We start from the raw sequence: 19,602 nt of genomic DNA on the forward strand, positions 1-19,602 counted from the left end.
GCGACGTTGCCCGAAGCAGGATTTTGTTGTTCCCCCTTTTGATGCGGTAGTAGCATTTCGCGGCGAGCTGTGTCGCGAAACGGGGAACGCCAAATTGGATATCGAAGAACTGCAGACATTCGTGGAAGTTGCCGATGCCGGGGGCGTTTCGTCTGCTGCGCTGCGGCTCGGGGTGTCCAAGTCGATCGTCAGTCGTCGTCTCGTCCGGCTTGAAGAAGAACTTGGTGTCCAGCTGCTTGCGCGATCCACCCGCGGGGCTGCTCTCACTGAAGCCGGGGCCACGTTCCGGGACTATGCAGCCAGGGTCTGCGCCGAGATCGACGTGGCCAGGGAAGCGATCCTGCCCGCTGGTGACCTTCGCGGCCGCTTGCGTGTTGCAGTGCCGTTTTCCCTGGGCCCGACTCACTTCGCGCCCATCCTCGCGGAAATGGCACGACGCCACCCTAGGCTTCACATCCAGACCTGCTACAGCGATCGCTTCGTTGATCTCATCGCGGAGGGTTACGACTGCGCGATACGGGTTGGCTATCTCCAGGACTCCAACCTGATTGCAAGACGCATCGGCCCGGTCCACGGGAAGCTCGTCGCGAGTCCGGACTATGTCAAGGCGCATGGGTCGCCCGAGACGCCGGAGGAACTCGTCGCCCATCAGGCCCTCATGCAAGGAACCGAGGTCTGGCAGCTCACGGATGGCGACAAGATCATCACGGTTCGTCCGCAGGGGCGCTTCAAGGCCGACAACGGCACTGCTTTGGTCGCCGCTGCTACAGCAGGACTCGGGATCGCTTACCTGCCCGATTGGCTCACCCATGAACATGTGGCCTCCGGGGCACTCGTGCCGGTCATGACACGTCACCCACCACCCCCGGCAGGTGCATATGTCATCCGACCGCCAGGTCAGCATCCCGCACGGAAGATACGGGTCCTCACCGAACTCCTGATCGAGTATTGCGACCGGTCCCCGCACCCTGCGGGAGCTGCACCTGTTTGAGTGATGCATCGACCGTGAATGTTCGGTAAGCGAGTCAGGCCTGGGTCAGGATTAATTCCTGCCGCCAATTGGCAGGTTAATTGCCTGGGTCGATTTCCCGGAATATTGAGTCAATGACCTGTGAATTCGTGCGTTTTGCGCGGTAATTAATTCACAAAAACATCATATTTGGCAAATAAAGTTCCGCTTTTCGAAGTCGTTCGCAATTTCGCGGAAGAGCTTCGATGCGTTCCTGACTTTTATGCCATGACTGAAAATTACTCTCCTGAAGAAAATGCCGGCCTCGATCAATTGGCTTCCGTTCCGGAAAACAGGCGCCGGGAACTGCTGAAGCTCATGTTGGCCGGCTCGGTCACCGGCATGGCAATCGCGCTGCCCGGGTGCGGCGGCGGCAACAATGGCGCGGGCGCCACGGCCTTTCCGGCAACAGGAGGGAGCGGGACATCGGCAGGTGCGTCGCCGAGCAATTCGTCGCCCCCAGCCAGTTCTGGCGCCCCCGCTCAAAAGATATCCAGCTTCACCATTTCCGTGCTTCCTGATACCCAGTTCTATCCCAGGTATGCATCGGAAAAGATGGGCGAGCTCTATCAAAAACTGTATTCGGGAATAGATCCGAAATACGACAATCCATTCAAGACCCAAACGCAATGGATCGCGCAGAACGCCAAGCTGCTGAAAATGCCATTCACCATCCATCTTGGCGATATCGTTGACCAGTCCTGGTACTACACATCGGAAAAATCGACCCCCTGGAGCGCCTCGACCGATCTCGTTGGCAATGGCCAGATCGGCAATGGCCAGGTCACGAAGGAATGGGAGCTTGCAAGCCAGGCAATGCAGGTGCTCGAGGCGGCCCAATGCCCTTACTCAATCTGCGCGGGAAATCATGACGTAGGGGCCATCGACTCCGATATGCAATGGGGCCCGGACTGGGGCGTCGGAGTCACCGGCTTCGCCAACAACGACGGCTACCAGGACGGCGGCAGTCATCGGGTGGGCCTGTTCGAACCCTACTTGCAGGTGTTCCCCGCGGAGCGAGCGAAGAGGCAGGCGACATTCGGTGGAAGGCACGCTTCCGGGTTCCACGAATATCACGTCTTCGAAGCCGAAGGAAACAAATTCCTTGTGCTGTCGATGTCGTGGCGAGCATCTGACGATGCGATCGGCTGGGCCAACCAGGTCATCCAGGCGAACAAGACGCTCCCCGTCATCCTGGTGAATCACCAGTTGGTCGGAATCGGCAGCGACGGGAAGACCGCAGCCGATACCGCCTATTCGAACTACATGTGGGACAAGCTCATCAAGGACAACGACCAGATCTTCATGGCGGTCAGTGGCCACTACCACGGCTCCTGCACGAGCACGAAGAAGAATTCCCGCGGCAACGATGTCTACCTGATGGTGGTGGACTACCAGATGGCCTACATGGGCGGCAACGGTCTCATGCGGATGTTCGAGTTCGATCTCACCAACAAGAAGATCATCGCCAGTTCGTTCTCTCCATGGGTTCCCTTGAAGCCGGCCGCCACGCTCAACGAGTTCGATGCCGCCTGGCTGTCCGACTCGAACCAGTCCTTCACGCTGGACCTGGATTTTGTCCGGAGGTTTGCTTCCTTCAATCCGAACTTCACCGTTCCGGACGGTTCATCGGACAGCGGCCTGACAGACGCGGCCAGGAAAATCATCCTGACAAACTACAGCCAGCCTCCACAGAAGGCCGCAAGGCTTCCGACGAGCACCGAGGATTACCCGAAGGTCGGCAGCACGCTGGCGCACTGGCGTTTCTTCAATGCGTCGGCAGCCGACGGGGATCTTTTTCCCTATCAGCCCGGGCAGCAAATCCAGGACAGTTCGGCTGGGGGAAAGAACCCGATTTCGGTGAACACGTGGATGGGCTCGCCCGGTGATCTGGTCTGGTCGACAAGCCATCATCCGCTGTCGGCCGCGCCCGGAAGCCTGCGTTTCCTGAATGCCACGAAGACCAAGTCTTCCTACTTCACCACCGACCAGAATTCGACGCTGAACGTGGAAACCTTCCCCTCGGGCTACACCATCGAGGCATTCGTCAATATCGATCCAGGTTTCGATGCGACGACGAATGGATGGATGGGCATCCTGTACCGCCTGGGCGCGCGATCGCAGCTGCCTGGTTTCGGATCGGGCGAGGGCGATTGCGCACTGATGTTCGCCTTTTCAAACCTGATGGAATTCCAGTGGGAAATTGTCCCGGTGAACCAGGCGACCAATCTGACCTGCTGGTCCGGAGGCGTGTCGGCCGGCCAGTGGCTGCACATTGCCATCGTGAACGACCCCTCCGCGTCGTATGCGACCACCATGTACGTGGAAGGAGCGCCCGTCCTGCGGAACAACACGAACATGCAGGGCATTCAATACGTGAGCCCCACCCAGCAAATTGCCATCGGCTGCGGTCAGTGGGCCGGGAACATGTCGACCGGCTTCTTGGGAAGCATTGGTGAAATCCGCATCGTTGGCGTCCCCCTGACTTCCGACAAGTGGCTGACGGCCAGGGCAACCTGACCTGACTGCCGGGGCCGCGTGCCGCCGTTTGGCCGACGCAAGTTATGTAAAGGTGCCATCCATCCGGCGAAGCTTCATGGCCATGCGGGCACCGCAGAGTCGCGTGACACCTGCCTCACTCGAAGGGGCCGGACGCTCCTTGGGGAGAAGGCAGGATCAGCTTCACCAAAAGGCCTCCGCCTTCGCGCGGCGATGCCGTGACGCTTCCGTTGTGCATCTGCATCGCGCGACGAGCAATGGCCAGGCCGAGGCCCACGCCATGCACCTGCTCGCCTTCTTCGGCACGGAAGAAGGGCTCAAAAATCTTTTCCAGCAACGAGGGCGACACGCCCGGGCCTCGATCAGCCACCGCGATGACGAGAGCACCTGTCTGCGAATCGACCTGCACATTGACTTCCACGATGCCGCATGGCGGGCTGTACTTGACGGCGTTGCGGATGACGTTCTCGAAAGCGCGATAGATCAACTCGCCATGCACTTCAACGACAAAACTTCCGTGAGCATCGGTGCTCACGCGGCGACCCGTGGCGCGGGCTTCGAAGTCGGCGTCTTCCGTGATGTCGTCCAGCAGCTCGATCAGATCCACCCGCTCAAGTGGCGCGACAGACGCACCAGCCTCCAGGCGATGCAGCGTGAGCAACTCCTCGATCAGGCCATCCAGTCGCTCGCTTTCGTTCTTGATGCGAAGAAGCATGGCCTCGGTCAGCTCGGGATCTTGTCGTGACAGACCGATGGCGGCTTGAATTCGAGTCAATGGGGAACGCAGTTCATGAGAGATGTCGTGCAGCAGAACACGTCGCGATTCCACGACCAGTTGCAACTGTTCGGCCATCCGGTCGACGTCCCGCGCCAGATCGGCGATCTCGTCGCGCCGGCGCCCCATCAGCGGCGATATGCGGGTATCGAGATGGCCCTGAGCAACACGGTGAAGCGCCCAACGCAAATGGCGCAGCGGGCGAGACAGGTACCAGGAGAGTGCGAGGCCGATCACCAGTATGGCAATGAGCCCGGAAAGCAGCGGGACGATCGGCGTGTAGCCAAGGGACGGCATGCCGTCCGGCTGCGGCGGAGGGAAGGGGTGGTTGGTGAGCATCAGGTAGGCGGCGGTGCCGACCATCGACAAGATCATGCTCAGCGACAAGGCAAGCAAGAGCTTCCAGAACAGCCTTCCGACTGTTGGCCTGAGTGGCATCAGCCCTCCAGCAACTGGTAGCCCAAGCCGCGCACGCTCTGAATCCAGGATTGGCCGTCCGAGCGGGTCCCCAGCTTCTGCCTGATGGCACTGATGTGCACGTCGATACGACGGTCAAAACGTACGAGCGAACGGTCGAAGGCTTGCAGCGAAATGTCCTGCTTGCTGACGAGCTTGCCCACATGGCTTGCAAGCACCTCCAGCAGGCTGAATTCCGTACCCGTGAGTTCGAGTGGCTCTCCGTGCCACGTCGCCCGGCGGCTGCCGGGCCACAACACAAGTTCTCCCGCCTTGAGTACGCGCGGCGCGGACGATGGCTCGGCTGCAGCCCTTGTTTCCGTGCGTCGCAGAATTGCGCGTATGCGTGCAACCAGCTCGGCCGGCGTGCATGGCTTTGACACGTAGTCGTCGGCGCCCATGTTCAGCCCGACGATCTTGTCGACATTGTCTCCGCGGGCAGTCAGCATGAGGACAGGCACTGCGCTGCGCTCCCGGATGCGCCGAAGCACCTCGATGCCGGACAGGCGCGGCATCATGATGTCCAGCACCACGATGGAATAGAGGTTGGTGGCCGCCTCGCCAGCACCGGTGCCGCCATCGTGCACGGCGCGGACATCGAAGCCTTCGTACCCCAGGTACTGGGACAGCATGGTGGTGAGTTCGACGTCGTCGTCGATCAGCAGGACTCGGTGCATGGCTTGGTTCTGGGCGAGAGCCGACAGTTTGGCATCAGATGCTGCGTCGATGGCGAACCACGGCCATCTTTTACCCAGCTTAACTCTCCCGAACCGCATCCAACAGAGGCTCTTCCTACGATGGGTTCGAACGAAGAACCCTATGCATGCTTCTCAAATTCTCTCCCCCGGAAGGCGGGTGCGCGCGATGGCGCTGCTCGCTCTTGGCGTCATGCTGGCCGGCTGTGCGGCCGGTCCGGAATATCACCCGCCGACGCCATCGGTGGCCGCAACCTGGCAGGCGGTGGTGCCGCACGATGGCAGTGTCAGTGCGATGGTCGACTGGTGGCGCCAGTTCGACGACCCGGTCCTTGGCCGGCTGATCGTGCAGGCGGAAGCCGACAGTCCGAGTCTGGACAAAGCCTGGACGAAGATCGAGAAGGCGCGCGCAACGCTGACTACGACGCGAGCAGGCGGCCTGCCCAGCCTGAGCGGCAGCGGTTCGCTATCGCGTGCAAGGCAGCAGACGACCGAAGGCAGCGCGCCGGTGCTTGCCACCAGCCGCAGCGCCGACCTCGATGCCTCCTGGGAACTGGATCTGTTCGGCAAGGTGCGCCGCAATGCGCAGGCGGCGCAGGCGCGCATCGATGCGCGCGTGGACGATTGGCACGACGCACGGGTCTCGCTGGCGGCCGAGGTGGCCGACACCTATGTGCAATACCGCGCCTGCGGCCTGCTGGCCCAGGCCTATGAGCGTGAACTGGCCTCGATGACCGAGACCGAGAAGGCCACCGCCGTTTCGGTGCGTGCCGGGTTCACTGCGCCTTCCGATGGGGCGCTCGCGCGAGCCAGCCTGGCGAGCACCACGTCCACGCTGTTGTCGCAGCGTGCCGAATGCGAACTGCTGGTGAAGTCGCTCGTCAATCTCACCGGCTTCGATGAGGCCGCGCTGCGAGCCCTGATGGCGCACGCTGGCGCACAGGTGCCGCAGCCAGCCGCGCTGGCAGTTCCGAGCGTGCCCGCTCGGGCTCTGCGCCAACGCCCCGACCTGGCCGCGAGCGAGCGGGAGCTCGCGGCTTCGAGCGCCGAGATCGGCGCCGCGGTGGCGGATCTGTACCCGAGCCTTTCACTGACCGGATCGATCACGGTCTCGGCCTCCAACCTCGCTTCGTCGGTCACCACTTGGTCCCTGGGCCCGTCGCTGTCGATTCCGATCTTCGACGCCGGCAAGCGCCGCGCGGCAGTGGACAGCGCGCAAGCGAGCTACAGGTCGGCGCTGGCCGACTACCGGCAAAGTGTGCGCGACGCCGTGAAGGAGATCGAGCAGGCGCTGGTCCGCCTTGACAGTACCGCCCGACGCGCAGACCAGGCCGGGCAGGCGGCGCAGGAATATCGCCGCTACTTCGAAGCGACGGAAGTGAACTGGCGTGCCGGCGGCGCAAGCCTGCTCACGTTGGAAGAGGCGCGGCGCTCGGCGCTGTCCGCCCAGATCGATGAGATCGCGCTGCAGCGCAACCGCGTCCAGTACTGGATCGCTCTCTACAAGGCATTGGGCGGCGGCTGGCAGCCCGATTCGCCCGCGTTGCCGCCGCAGGCGGTGGCGGCGCAGCAGACAAACAATCAATGAGGTTTACCGTGAATCGAAAGTTCTTTATCGGGACCGCGGCACTCGCCGTGGCGCTCGGGCTGGGGCTCGTCGCCTGGCTGGCCCGCCCGGCCGGGGACGCCCGCGTGCCTGATGCCGACGCCCGGGCTCCCAGCGTGCTGACAGTCGAGGTGGTCGTGCCCCAGACGCAGAATTGGCCGCAGACACTGCAGGCGAGTGGACCGGTAACGGCTTGGCAGGAGGTCATCGTCAGCCCCGAGACCGGCGGCCTGCGCATCGCTGAACTGCTGGTGGATGTGGGCGCGAGCGTCAAGCGCGGCCAACTTCTTGCGCGGCTGGCGGACGCGACCGTGAAAGCCGAGGTGCGCAAGCAGGAAGCCGCTGTCGCACAGGCCCGCGCCTCGCTCGACCAGGCGGTCTCCAACACGCGGCGCGCGAAGATCGCCGAAAGCAGCGGCGCGCTGTCGGCGCAGAAGATCGAGGAGTACCGGATCACCGAGGCCACCTCGCGCGCTTCGCTCGCCTCCGCGCAGGCCGAACTCGACAGCAGCAAGCTCAAGCTCATCCAGACGCGCATCGTCGCAGCCGACGACGGCATCGTGTCCTCGAAGTCGGCGGTGCTGGGCAATGTGGTCAGTGCGGGCGCGGAGCTGTTCCGCCTGGTGCGGCAGGCCAAGGTCGAATGGCGCCCGGAGCTCGATGCCCGGCAGGTTGCTCTCGTGCGCGTGGGGCAGATCGCACGGGTCACATTGCCCGGCGGCGAGCAGGTGCAGGGCAAGGTCCGGCTGGTCGGCCCGACGCTGAGCACCACCACCGGCCGTGGCACGGTCTACGCGAGCCTGCCCGCGGCCAGCACGTCGCGCTCGGGCATGTTCGCCAACGGCACGCTGGAACTCGACGCCAAATCCGCGCTCACGCTGCCGCAGTCGGCGATCGTGATGCGCGACGGCCGCTCGTATGTGTACGTAGTCGGCAGCGGTGACAAGGTCAGCAGCCATCCGGTCGCCACAGGACGTCGCCAGGGCGACCGCATCGAGGTGCTGTCCGGGCTCGCCGGCGATGCGCGCGTCGTTGCCGGCGGAGGCGCTTTCCTGTCGGAGGGCGTACAGGTCACGGTGGCCGGCGCAGCCAAAGCGCAGGCAGGGGGCTCGCAGTGAATTTTTCCTCCTGGTCGATCCGCAATCCGGTTCCCGCGGTTCTGCTGTTCATCCTCCTCACGGCCTTGGGTCTGATCGGCTTCAAGAGCCTGCAGATTCAGGATTTCCCCGACACGGATTTGCCGACCATCCAGGTCTCGGCCACGCTCGAAGGCACCGCGCCCTCGCAGCTGGAGACCGAGGTGGCGCGCAAGATCGAGGACAAGCTGGCTTCTCTGACGCGGCTGGATCACATCACCACCAAGATCACCGACGGCACGGTGAGCATCAGCGTCAGCTTCGAGATCGACAAGAACAGCGAAGAAGCGCTGAGCGAGGTCCGCAACGCGGTGGACAGCGCGCGCGCCGATCTGCCTTCCAGCATGGCTTCGCCCACGGTTTCGAAGCAGACCTCGGCGAGCTCGGCGTTGCTGACCTACACCGTCGAATCGACCAAGCTCGACGACCAGGATCTGTCCTGGCTCGTCGACAACACGGTGACCAAGGCGCTGCTCGCCGTCAAGGGCGTTGCCAAGGTCGAGCGCGTAGGCGGCATCGACCGGGAGGTTCACGTGGACCTCGATCCCACGCTGATGGCGGGCCTGGGCGTGACGCCGTCCGACGTTTCCACGCAGCTCAAGGCGGTGCAGAAAGAAAGCTCGGGCGGTGAGGGGGCCGTGGGCGGGCAGAAGCAGTCCACGCGCACCATCGTCACCGCTGGCACGGCCGAGGAGATTGCCGCGATCAGCGTGCCGATCTCGAATGGACTCTACGTGCGGCTGGACCAGATCGCGCGGGTCAGCGACATCCATGCCGACCGCACGACCATGGCCTTTCGTGATGGCCGGCCGGTGATCGGCTTCCAGGTCACGCGTTCGCGCGGCTATTCGGACGTGGGCGTGGCCGAGGCCACGCGCAGCGCGATCGAGCGCCTCTCCAAGGCGCATCCCGAGGCGAGCATCACCGAGGCCTCGAACACGGTGACGCCGATCGAGGACAACTACACAGGCTCGATGCACCTGCTGTACGAAGGTGCATTCCTGGCGATCCTGGTGGTGTGGTGGTTCCTGCGCGACTGGCGTGCCACGCTCATCTCGGCCACCGCGCTGCCGCTGTCCATCATTCCGGCCTTCGGCTTCATGGCGCTGGCGGGCTATTCGCTCAACGTCATCACGCTGCTGTCGCTGTCGCTGGTGGTCGGCATCCTGGTGGATGACGCGATTGTCGAGATCGAGAACATCGAACGCCACCTGCTGATGGGAAAGACGCCATATCAAGCGGCGATGGAGGCGGCCGACGAGATCGGATTGGCTGTGATCGCCACCACCTTCGCACTTGTCGCGGTCTTCCTGCCCACGGCTTTCATGGGCGGCATTCCCGGCAAGTTCTTCCGGCAGTTCGGCGTGACCGCCTCGGTGGCGGTGCTGGCCTCGCTGCTGGTGGCGCGGCTTTTGACGCCGATGATGGCGGCCTACCTGCTCAAGCCGAAGACGCCGGGGAATCACGAGATATCGACCGATGGCCCGACCATGACCCGCTATCTCGGCTGGGTCCGGGCGAGCCTGTCGCGGCGCAAGGCCACGGTGCTGGCGGCCACGGCCTTCTTTGGCCTGGCACTGCTCATCATCCCCTTCATTCCGACCGCCTTCATCCCGGCGCAGGACAAGGCGCAGAGCACCCTGACGATCAAGCTGGCGCCGGGCAGCACCTTGCAGGACACCGCGGCGACCAGCCAACGTGCGTCGCAGATGCTGCGCACACTGCCCGAGGTGAAAGGCGTATTTGTCTCGGTCGGCACGGCCACGAGCGGTGGCGGCATGAGCGTCAGCTCTTCGACCGACGTGACCAGTGCCACGCTCACCGTCGACCTGGTGCCGCGTGGCGAGCGAAAACTCAAGCAATCGGGTGTCGAGGCCAAGATGCGCGAGATGCTGCGAGCGCTTCCCGGCGCCCGTATCACAGTCGGGGCCGGCGCCAACGGAGAGTCGCTGGACATCACGCTGGCGAGTGACGATCCGCAGATCCTTGCCAGCGCGGCGGCGCAGGCAGAGTCGCAACTGCGCACGCTCAAGGGCATTGGCAACGTGACCTCCAGCGCTTCGTTGCAGCGCCCGGAGATCCAGGTGCGCCCCGACACCGCTCGTGCCGCTGCGCTGGGTGTCACGTCGGAAGCGCTGGCCGACGCAGTGCGCCTGGCCACCTACGGCGACTATTCGAACTCGCTGCCCAAACTCAACCTGCCGGAGCGCCAGATCGCGATCCGCGTGCTCATGGATCCGTCGGTGCGCGGCAACCTCGATGCCATCGCGCAGCTGCGAGTCAAGGGCAGCGGCGGCAACGTGGACCTGGCCTCGGTGGCCGAGATCGTGATGGGCAGCGGCCCGTCGCAGATCGACCGATTGGATCGCTCGCGCAACGTGACGCTCAGTGTCGAGTTGAACGGACGCACGATCGGCGAGGTGCAGCGCGAAGCCATGGCGTTGCCCGCACTGAAGTCTTTGCCGGCCGGCGTGCACCAGGTGGAACAAGGCGAATTGCAGCGCATGTCCGAACTGTTCCAGAGCTTCGGCGTTGCGATGGCAATCGGGATCTTTTGCATCTATGCGGTGCTGGTGCTGCTGTTCCATGACTTCCTGCAACCCGGCACCATCCTCAGTGCCTTGCCGCTGGCGATGGGCGGCGCCATGTTCGCGCTATGGCTCACGCACCAGGCATTTTCGATGTCGGTGGTCATCGGCGTTCTGATGCTGATGGGCATCGTCACGAAGAATTCGATCCTGCTCGTCGAGTACGCCATCGTGGCGCGCCGCGACCGAGGCATGGGCCGGTTCGATGCGCTGATCGATGCCTGCCACAAGCGCGCTCGCCCGATCGTGATGACGACCATCGCAATGGGCGCCGGCATGCTGCCCAACGCACTGGGGCTGGGTGCTGAGCCCAGTTTCCGCCAGCCGATGGCGATCGTCGTGATTGGAGGTCTGCTGACGTCCACCGCGCTGAGCTTGCTGGTTGTGCCGGTGATCTTCACTTACGTAGACGACCTCTTGCAGTGGGGGCGTGGCCTCGTGTCACGCAGGAGCGCCACACGCGCTGCGCCCGAGCAGGCCCTGCAGACGGTCGAATGAAGACCGCGCAGGTCCGCTGATCAACTTTTTCCAGATCGCTGCAGTAACAAAAGGCCCAACGTGAACGAACAACAATCTGCCATCGCGCGATGGCTGCGTACCGCATGTCTGCTGCTCTGCGTGTGGGGAGGCGCAGCAGCAGCCCAGGCGCAAAACGTGATCGAATCGGTCACGTCTTCGGTGCAATCCGGTGCAGAAGTCATCCGCATCGATTTTTCCCAGCCGCTTGCCGCGGCGCCGACGGGTTTCACCATCCAGTCGCCTGCACGCATCGCCCTTGACTTTCCCGGCGTCACGAACGGCGTTGGCCGCGCGCCCATCGAAATCAACCAGGGCAATCTGCGCTCCGTCAACGTGGCGCAGGCCGGCGAGCGCACGCGCCTGGTGCTGAATCTCAAACAGGCAACAACCCACACGACCCAGGTTCAGGGCAACTCGCTGCTCGTGTCACTCGGTCCTGTCGCCGGTGCGGCGCTCAACGCGCCCATGTCGTCCACCTTTGCGGAGAACCGCAGCAGGGACACCTTGCCGTTGCGTGACGTTGACTTCCGCCTGGGCTCGGACGGCGCCGGCCGCGTGATCGTCGATCTGGCCAATAGCCAGGTGGGTGTAGACATTCGGCAGCAAGGCAAGAACCTGGTCGTCGAATTCACCAAGTCCACGCTGCCCGAAGGTTTGCGCCGCCGCATGGACGTGGCGGATTTCGGCACCCCCGTCCAGTGGGTGACGGTGCAGCAATCGGATGATCGCGTGCGCATGACCATCGAGCCCAAGGGTGACTGGGAGCACAGCGCCTACCAGAGCGAGAACCGGTTCGTCGTGGAAGTGCGCCCGCGCAAGATCGATCCGACCAAGCTCACGCAGGGCGTGAGCTACAGCGGCGAGAAGCTCTCGCTGAACTTCCAGAACATCGATATCCGCTCGCTGCTGCAGGTGATCGCCGACTTCACGAACTTCAACATCGTGACCTCGGACTCGGTGAGCGGCGCACTGACGCTGCGGCTGAAGGACGTGCCCTGGGACCAGGCCCTGGACATCATCTTGCAGGCGAAGAACCTGGGCGTGCGCAAGAACGGCGGCGTGCTTTGGATCGCGCCCAAGGATGAAATCAATGCCAAGGAAAAGCTCGAATTCGAAGCGCAGGCCACCATACAGAGCCTGGAGCCGATTCGTACCCAGTCGTTTCAGCTGAACTACACCAAGGCCGCGACCCTCGTGCAAGGCCTGACGGGTAGCGGTGGCGGTGGAGGTGGGGGAGGCGGATCGGGTACGCCCACACGCATCCTGAGTCCGCGCGGCAGTGTGATCGCCGAGGCGCGCACCAACCAGCTCTTTGTCTCGGACATCCCCTCGCGGCTTCAGCAGGTCGCCGAGCTGATCCAGAAGCTCGATGTGCCGGTGCGACAGGTACTGATCGAGGCGCGCATCGTCGAGGCATCGGACACTTTCAGCAAATCGCTGGGCGTCAAGCTGGGTGGATCGTCCAAGGGCAGCAACAGTTCGATCGGCACCCAGGCGACGACGAGCAGCGACGGCACCGTGTCGTATTCGTCGACCTCCAGCAGCAACTTCGTCAACCTGCCGGCCAGCAGTTCCAGTGGCACTTCCACGGGAACCTTCGCGGTTTCGCTCTACAACTCCAGCATGTCGAAGATTTTGAATCTGGAAATATCCGCGCTTGAAGAAGACGGCAAGGGCAAGGTCGTGGCGAGCCCTCGGGTCGTCACGGCCGACCAAACCAAGGCCCTGATCGAACAGGGGACTGAACTTCCTTACCAGTCTGCCACGTCGAGCGGTGCGACCTCGGTCTCCTTCAGGAAGGCGAATCTCAGGCTCGAGGTCACGCCGCAGATCACGCCAGAAGGAAACATCATCCTGACGCTGGATGTGAACAAGGATTCCGTCGGCCAGTCGACCACTGCGGGCTACGCCATCAACACGAAGCACGTTCAGACCGAAGTGCTCGTAGAAAACGGAGGGACTGTCGTGATCGGCGGGATCTTCGAACTGTCGGAAACGAACGACGAGTCACGGATACCGGTACTCGGCGAATTGCCTTATGTCGGGGTGCTGTTCCGATCGCGCACCCGCGAGGTCAAGAAGAGCGAATTGCTGATCTTCATCACCCCGAAGATGATTACCGATCGGAATGCGGCTCGCTAGCCGCGATGCGATGTGGGTGCGAGAAATTCATGTCGGCAGTCACCTGGCCCTGTGCATCGATGCGTCCTGTACTTTGGTTCGGACGGTATGGCGCAAGCAGGCAGCGGTTCGATGAACATCCCGACCTCTCCAGCGTGATTGCCGGTCCTCCGAACGAACGCCCGGCGCGGCCATGCCATCAACTTTGCCTCCGGTGCGTACTCCGAGGGGGCCAGAAAGTTCACTGCACGCCCGCGTCCTTGGAGCGCCAGGCCGGCCGAGCGCACCAAAGGGCTAGGATGTGGACTGATCTGCGAGACCATCATGCACGCCCGTGTCGACGAAGAAATCACTTTCCGCAAGCTTGAGACGCTGATTGCGTTCATGGAAACCGGCAATCTTGCGCGCGCGGCCGAGCGGCTCGAGGTCAGCACGGTGAGCGTTCACCGTGCCTTGCACTCTCTGGAAGTCGGCGTGCGCTGCGCACTGTTTCGTCACGAGGGTCGCAATCTTCATCCCACCGAAGCCGCGCATGCGCTGGCCGAAGTGGCGCGCGAGGTGCTGCACACCATGTCCGCGGGCATCCGCTCCACGCGCGAGGTCGCCGGCTACTCGGCCGATCGCATCCGTATCGGGTCGCTCTACTCGCTGACCATCCGCACTGTGCCCGCGGTCCTCGTCCACATGAAGGTGCGCAAGCCCAGCCTTGAGACCGAGCTCGTACTCGGCTCCAACGCGGATCTGCTGCAGAAAATTCGCGACGGCGCCGTCGATGCGGCGCTGATGGCGGTCCCGGAAGAGGCTGGCGACATCGTTTCGGAGCCGCTGTTCGAAGACGACATCTACTTCGCGGCCCCTATGGGATCGCGCTTCGCCGCGCTCGATTGCGTCGATCTGAGCGAATGTTCCGACGAAAAATTCGTCAGCCTCAAGGAGGGGTTCGCTACCTACAACGGGTTCGTGGAGGCCTTTCGCGTGGCGAACTTCACTCCCAACGTGGTGATGAAGACCGGCGACATCTTCTCGCTGATGAACCTGGTCAGCGGCGGCATTGGCTACACGCTGCTGCCAGGGCGCGTGCGCGACCTGTTCTCGCAGAAGGTCCAACTGATTCCGCTGGCGCCCAAGTACCTGATGCGCCAGACCTTGGGAGTCAGCTTCCTGCGTACACGCGAGCGCGACCCGAACCTGCTTGCGCTGCTCGCGGTATGCAGGAGCGCCAGAGCCGAACTGGCTTGAGCGCGCCATCGCATTGGCGTCCTCGATCGTTTCGCTGAGAGTAACTGTCGTCGACTGCCGTTAATTGATTGCGGCCGGGCAAGCCGATACCGTACGTCTCCAGGAACAGCGCCCCTCGCGCGCCGTCACTCCGGAGACATAACCCATGATCATCTACGGCACCGCGCTGCTGGCCTTGTGCCATCTGCTGGGCATTTTTCTAGGCGACCTGCTGGGTCAGGCGCTGGGCGTAAAGACCAACGTCGGCGGCGTGGGAATCGCGATGCTGCTGCTCATCACGGCGCGCATCTACATGAACAGGAAGGGCATCCTGCCCAAACTGACCGAACTGGGCGTGGAGTACTGGGGCGCCATGTACATCCCGGTGGTGGTCGCCATGGCGGCGCAGCAGGACATGGTTTCCGCGTTGCGCGGTGGACCCGTCGCACTACTTTCGGCGCTGGCGGCCGTTGCCGTCTGCGCGGTGGTGATCTCGTTGATCAATCGCATGGAGCATCCGGTCGCCAGCTCGCAGGCCGAGCCGGTGCGCAACGACAACCCTCTCCTCAACGAGGCGGAATGAGCGCCATGCTTGAAATCCTCGAAAAAGCGGCCTTGCAGAACGGCCTGGTCAGCGCCTTCATGGTTGTGGGGCTGATCGTGCTGCTTTCCGGCCAGATCTCGCGCCGCCTGACTTTCGGGCGCGTGCACGGATCGGCCATCGCCATCGTGATCGGACTCATCCTCGCCTATTGGGGCGGCACCCGGACCGGGGGCCACAAAGGCCTGGCCGATATGTCGCTGTTTGGAGGCATCGGCCTGATGGGCGGGGCCATGCTGCGCGATTTCGCGATTGTTGCCACGGCCTTTGAAGTGCAGGTGACCGAAGCTCGCCAGGCGGGGCTCATCGGAGTGATCTCGCTGTTGCTCGGGACGCTGCTGCCTTTTGTAGTGGGCGCGGCGATCGCCTGGAGCTTCGGCTACTCCGACGCGGTCAGCATGACAACGATCGGCGCCGGGGCCGTCACCTACATCGTGGGCCCCGTCACGGGGGCGGCCATCGGTGCCAGCCCCGACGTGATGGCGCTGAGCATCGCGACCGGCCTGGTCAAGGCCATCCTCGTGATGGTCGGCACCCCGATGGCTGCACGCTTCCTGCGCCTGAAGACGCCGCGCTCGGCGATGGTCTTCGGCGGCCTTGCCGGCACTGTGAGCGGCGTGTCGGCCGGCCTCGCGGCCACCGATCGCAAGCTGGTGCCCTACGGTGCGCTGGTCGCTACTTTCCATACCGGACTGGGTTGCCTTCTGGGTCCGTCCGTGCTGTTTTTTGCCGTCAAGGCGGTGATGGGTTGAGGAATGGACGAATGGATCGCATGAACTGGAACACCAGGACCGAAAACCGCGCAGGCCGGCTAGCCCGCGCCGCGCAGGCGCTTGGCACGCAGCGCCAGGACAAGCTGGTGGCCACCGAAGCGATCGGCACGCTGCTGGAGGCCGTGCTGGAGCCGGGCGACCGGGTCTGCCTGGAAGGCAACAACCAGAAGCAGGCCGACTTTCTGGCCCGAGCGCTGGTGCAGGTCGACACGGCGCGGGTGCACGGCCTGCACATGGTGCAGTCGGTACTCGCGCTGCCCGAACACCTGGACTTGTTCGAAAACGGCGTGGCGAGCCGGCTGGACTTCAGCTTCTCGGGGCCGCAGGGCGCGCGCCTGGCCAAGCTGGTGTCGGCCGGGCGCATCGAGATCGGCGCGATCCACACCTACCTGGAGCTTTTCGCGCGCTACTTCGTCGACCTCACGCCACGCGTGGCGTTGGTGGCGGCCCATGCCGCGGACGCGGAGGGAAACCTCTACACCGGCCCCAACACCGAGGACACTCCCGCCATTGTCGAAGCCACCGCTTTTTCCGGCGGCATCGTGATCGCGCAGGTCAACGAACTGGTGGATGGCCACACCACCACGCTGCCGCGCATCGACATACCGGCGGACTGGGTGAGCTTCGTGGTGAAAGCGCCGCGCCCCAATTTCATCGAGCCCTTGTTCACGCGCGACCCGGCGCAGATCAGCGAGATTCAGGTGCTGATGGCCATGATGGCAATCAAGGGCATCTACGCCGAATACGGCGTGCAGCGCCTGAACCACGGCATCGGCTTCGACACGGCAGCGATCGAGCTGCTGCTGCCGACCTATGCCGAGTCGCTCGGCCTCAAGGGCAAGATCTGCAAGCACTGGGCGCTCAACCCGCATCCCGCGCTGATTCCGGCGATCGAGGCAGGCTGGGTCGAATCGGTGCATTCCTTCGGCTCCGAGCTGGGCATGGAGGACTACATCCGCGCGCGCTCCGACGTGTTCTTCACTGGCCCGGACGGGTCGCTGCGCAGCAACCGCGCGTTCTGCCAGGCCGCAGGGCACTACGCCTGCGACCTCTTCATCGGGTCGACGCTGCAGATCGACCTCGACGGCAACAGCTCGACCGCCACGCTGGGACGCATTGCGGGCTTCGGCGGAGCGCCCAACATGGGCGCCGACGCGCGCGGTCGACGCCACACGAGCCCGGCTTGGCTCAAGGCGGGCCAGGAAGCGCGCGCGGGCCGCGGCGGCGCGGCCGGCACGCCGCGTGGCCAGAAGCTGGTGGTGCAGATGGTCGAAACCTTCCGCGAGCACATGCAGCCCGCCTTCGTCGACCGGCTGGACGCATGGCAGTTGGCGGAACAGTCGGGCATGGAACTGCCGCCGATCATGATCTACGGCGACGACGTGAGTCACATCCTTACCGAGGAGGGTATCGCCAACCTGCTGTTGTGCCGCAACGATGCAGAGCGCGAGCAGGCGATCCGAGGCGTAGCGGGCTACACGGCGGTCGGGCTGGGGCGCGACAAGCGCGCGGTGGAGAACCTGCGCGACCGCGGCGTGATTCGCCGGCCGGAGGATCTGGGCATCGACCCGCGCGACGCCACGCGCAACCTTCTGGCCGCACGCAGCATGCGCGACATCGTGCGCGCCTCGGGTGGGCTGTACCAGCCGCCCCAACGATTCAGGAACTGGTAGGAAACAACCATCATGAGCATTCCAGCAGGACTCGAAATCCTGGACTTTTCCTTCCCCGGGCAGCGCATCGCGGACACCTTTGCGCCAGTCCTGGTCGGCGTGGTCGGCTCGGGCAACCTCGAGGTGATGCTCGAGAGCGCTGCCGGCGATGACTGCACCGTGCGCATCGAGACCTCGGCGCGCGGCTTCGAACCCATCTGGCGGGCCGTGCTGGCGGACTTTCACGAACGGCATCCGCTCGGAGGCATCCGCATCTCGATCAATGACATGGGCGCCACCCCCGCAGTGGTGGGCCTGCGGCTCGGCCAGGCCGTGGCCGAACTGCCGGGAGCATCGTCATGAGCCTCAGCTATGCCGAATGCACGGCGCGTGAGCGCCTGGCCCTTCTGCTGGATGCGGGCAGCTTCCACGAGTGGCTGCCGCCGTCCGAGCGGCTGACCAGCCCGCACCTTGCCCAACTGGGTGTGCCCTGTGCTTTCGACGATGGCGTTGCGATCGGCCGCGCCGCATTGGCCGGTCGCACGGTCTTCGTTGCCGCGCAGGAGGGCGCCTTCATGGGCGGCGGCGTTGGCGAGGTGCATGGCGCCAAGCTCGTGGGCCTGCTGCAGCGCGCACTGCGCGATCGGCCAACGGCGGTGCTGCTGCTGGCCGAGTCCGGTGGAGTGCGGCTGCACGAAGCCAATGCCGGCCTGATTGCAGTGTCGGAGGTGATGCGTTCGGTGCTCGACGTGCGTGCGGCGGGCATCCCTGTGATCACGCTGATCGGCGGCGCGAACGGCTGCTTCGGCGGCATGGGCATCGTCGCGCGCTGCACCGACTACATCGTGATGAGCGACAGCGGCCGGCTGGCCATGTCCGGCCCCGAGGTGATCGAGGCTTCCTTCGGTGTGGAGGAGTTCGATTCGCGCGACCGCGCCCTGGTGTGGCGTACCACCGGCGGCAAACACCGTTGGCTGACAGGCGATTGCGACGAACTCGTCGAAGACGATGTGCAGGCCTTCCGCGAGGCGGCTATCTGCGCGCTCTCGGCCGCGAAGCCGGTCACGCCGGCATTGCTGGAGACCGAACACGCGCTGTTGAGCGCGCGCTTGCGCGATATGCCGCCACCCAGCGATGACCTGGACGACGCAATGGCGCTCTGGCAGCGCCTGGGCGTGGCCGATGCGCAGCGCATTCCCGACATTGACGTGGCCGCCATGCATGCCTTGCGCGGGGCCACGGAGGCACAAAGATGAAATGGAACGCGTTGGTCACGCAACTTTTCGGCCCTTTCCACGGCATGCGTGAGGTCGGCGATTTTCTCCAGGGGGAGGTCTTGTTCGAGGGCGAGTTGCTCACGGTCATCGGGACAACGAATCATGCTTCGATCGGCGTTCGACTCGCGTTGGCGCAAGCCCGCGTGGTGCTTGACACGATCTCGCAGCATCCGGGTCGACCGATCCTGCTGCTCATCGATACCCAGGGCCAGCAGCTGCGCCGACGCGACGAATTGCTCGGTATCAATCGCGCCATGGCACACCTCGGTATGTGTATTGACCTTGCGCGGCGGAACGGGCATCGAGTGATTGGACTGGTGTACGACCAGGCGTTGTCGGGCGGCTTCATCACCTCGGGACTGATCGCCGATGCCTGCGATGCGCTGCCTGAGGCGGAAATCCGTGTCATGCGCATCCCTGCGATGGCACGCGTGACCAAGTTGCCGGAGGCCATGCTCACTGAGCTTTCCGAATCGAATCCTGTGTTTGCACCCGGTGTCGGCAACTACGTGGCCATGGGCGGAGTGCGCGCCCTCTGGGAGGGCAATCTGCAGGTGGCGTTGCGTGCTGCGTTGTCCGAAGCGACAGGCGAGGACCGACGTGCCAGGGATGGCGCCTTGCGTGGCGGCCGCAAGCTCGCCGCCGACGTGGCGCAACGTGTGCTCGATGCTGCCTGA

The 19,602-nt window shown here is 64.0% G+C and carries 15 protein-coding genes; 13 read left to right on the forward strand and 2 right to left on the reverse strand.

Features of this window, described 5'->3' with window-relative positions:
* The first annotated feature begins 94 nt into the window (after positions 1 to 94).
* Together ACN9MV_RS13930 and ACN9MV_RS13935 are read left to right on the forward strand one after the other, a co-directional pair.
* Positions 95 to 991, forward strand: a complete 897-nt coding sequence (locus ACN9MV_RS13930; protein WP_426392749.1) for a LysR family transcriptional regulator — start codon at positions 95 to 97, stop codon at positions 989 to 991.
* Between the two features lie 246 nt (positions 992 to 1,237).
* The gene (locus ACN9MV_RS13935; protein WP_426392750.1) at positions 1,238 to 3,529 is read left to right on the forward strand and encodes a LamG-like jellyroll fold domain-containing protein; all 2,292 of its coding nucleotides are present in this window, start codon (positions 1,238 to 1,240) and stop codon (positions 3,527 to 3,529) included.
* 115 nt (positions 3,530 to 3,644) lie between these two features.
* Here ACN9MV_RS13935 and ACN9MV_RS13940 read toward each other — a convergent pair whose 3' ends face one another.
* The gene (locus ACN9MV_RS13940) at positions 3,645 to 4,721 is read right to left on the reverse strand and encodes a HAMP domain-containing sensor histidine kinase (RefSeq protein WP_093176765.1); all 1,077 of its coding nucleotides are present in this window, start codon (positions 4,719 to 4,721) and stop codon (positions 3,645 to 3,647) included.
* Positions 4,721 to 5,416: a response regulator transcription factor gene (locus ACN9MV_RS13945; RefSeq protein WP_093176767.1), complete on the reverse strand. Its 696-nt coding sequence runs from the start codon at positions 5,414 to 5,416 to the stop codon at positions 4,721 to 4,723. The genes ACN9MV_RS13940 and ACN9MV_RS13945 overlap by 1 nt, the downstream gene beginning before the upstream one ends.
* Positions 5,417 to 5,603: 187 nt before the next feature.
* Here ACN9MV_RS13945 and ACN9MV_RS13950 point away from each other — a divergent pair, with 187 nt between their 5' ends.
* The 11 genes from ACN9MV_RS13950 (at position 5,604) to ACN9MV_RS14000 (ending at position 19,602) form a co-directional block, all read left to right on the forward strand.
* Complete coding sequence (locus ACN9MV_RS13950; protein WP_426392752.1) at positions 5,604 to 7,022, forward strand: efflux transporter outer membrane subunit; 1,419 nt, start codon at positions 5,604 to 5,606, stop codon at positions 7,020 to 7,022.
* A gap of 8 nt (positions 7,023 to 7,030) precedes the next feature.
* The gene (locus tag ACN9MV_RS13955) at positions 7,031 to 8,158 is read left to right on the forward strand and encodes an efflux RND transporter periplasmic adaptor subunit (RefSeq protein ID WP_426392753.1); all 1,128 of its coding nucleotides are present in this window, start codon (positions 7,031 to 7,033) and stop codon (positions 8,156 to 8,158) included.
* Positions 8,155 to 11,262, forward strand: coding sequence for an efflux RND transporter permease subunit (locus ACN9MV_RS13960; RefSeq protein WP_426392755.1), 3,108 nt, complete (start codon positions 8,155 to 8,157; stop codon positions 11,260 to 11,262). Before ACN9MV_RS13955 ends, ACN9MV_RS13960 begins: the two co-directional genes overlap by 4 nt.
* 60 nt (positions 11,263 to 11,322) lie before the next feature.
* Positions 11,323 to 13,425, forward strand: a complete 2,103-nt coding sequence (pilQ, locus tag ACN9MV_RS13965; protein ID WP_426392756.1) for a type IV pilus secretin PilQ — start codon at positions 11,323 to 11,325, stop codon at positions 13,423 to 13,425.
* 303 nt (positions 13,426 to 13,728) lie between these two features.
* Entirely contained in the window at positions 13,729 to 14,643 is a 915-nt protein-coding gene (locus tag ACN9MV_RS13970) for a LysR family transcriptional regulator (RefSeq protein ID WP_093059009.1), read from the forward strand.
* A gap of 145 nt (positions 14,644 to 14,788) precedes the next feature.
* Complete coding sequence (gene madL, locus ACN9MV_RS13975; RefSeq protein ID WP_258349719.1) at positions 14,789 to 15,205, forward strand: malonate transporter subunit MadL; 417 nt, start codon at positions 14,789 to 14,791, stop codon at positions 15,203 to 15,205.
* 5 nt (positions 15,206 to 15,210) lie between these two features.
* Positions 15,211 to 15,975 carry a malonate transporter subunit MadM gene (gene madM / locus ACN9MV_RS13980; protein ID WP_093059033.1) on the forward strand — a complete coding sequence of 255 codons (765 nt, stop codon included), beginning with the start codon at positions 15,211 to 15,213 and terminating at the stop codon, positions 15,973 to 15,975.
* Between the two features lie 11 nt (positions 15,976 to 15,986).
* Positions 15,987 to 17,669, forward strand: a complete 1,683-nt coding sequence (mdcA, locus tag ACN9MV_RS13985) for a malonate decarboxylase subunit alpha (RefSeq protein ID WP_307614601.1) — start codon at positions 15,987 to 15,989, stop codon at positions 17,667 to 17,669.
* Between the two features lie 12 nt (positions 17,670 to 17,681).
* The gene (gene mdcC, locus ACN9MV_RS13990) at positions 17,682 to 18,011 is read left to right on the forward strand and encodes a malonate decarboxylase acyl carrier protein (protein ID WP_371127418.1); all 330 of its coding nucleotides are present in this window, start codon (positions 17,682 to 17,684) and stop codon (positions 18,009 to 18,011) included.
* On the forward strand, positions 18,008 to 18,904 hold the full coding sequence (locus tag ACN9MV_RS13995) for a biotin-independent malonate decarboxylase subunit beta (protein WP_426392759.1): 897 nt from the start codon (positions 18,008 to 18,010) through the stop codon (positions 18,902 to 18,904). Before mdcC ends, ACN9MV_RS13995 begins: the two co-directional genes overlap by 4 nt.
* The gene (locus ACN9MV_RS14000; protein ID WP_426392761.1) at positions 18,901 to 19,602 is read left to right on the forward strand and encodes a biotin-independent malonate decarboxylase subunit gamma; all 702 of its coding nucleotides are present in this window, start codon (positions 18,901 to 18,903) and stop codon (positions 19,600 to 19,602) included. The genes ACN9MV_RS13995 and ACN9MV_RS14000 overlap by 4 nt, the downstream gene beginning before the upstream one ends.

The organism is Variovorax sp. R-27, from assembly GCF_049913215.1.
Lineage (GTDB): Bacteria > Pseudomonadota > Gammaproteobacteria > Burkholderiales > Burkholderiaceae_C > Variovorax.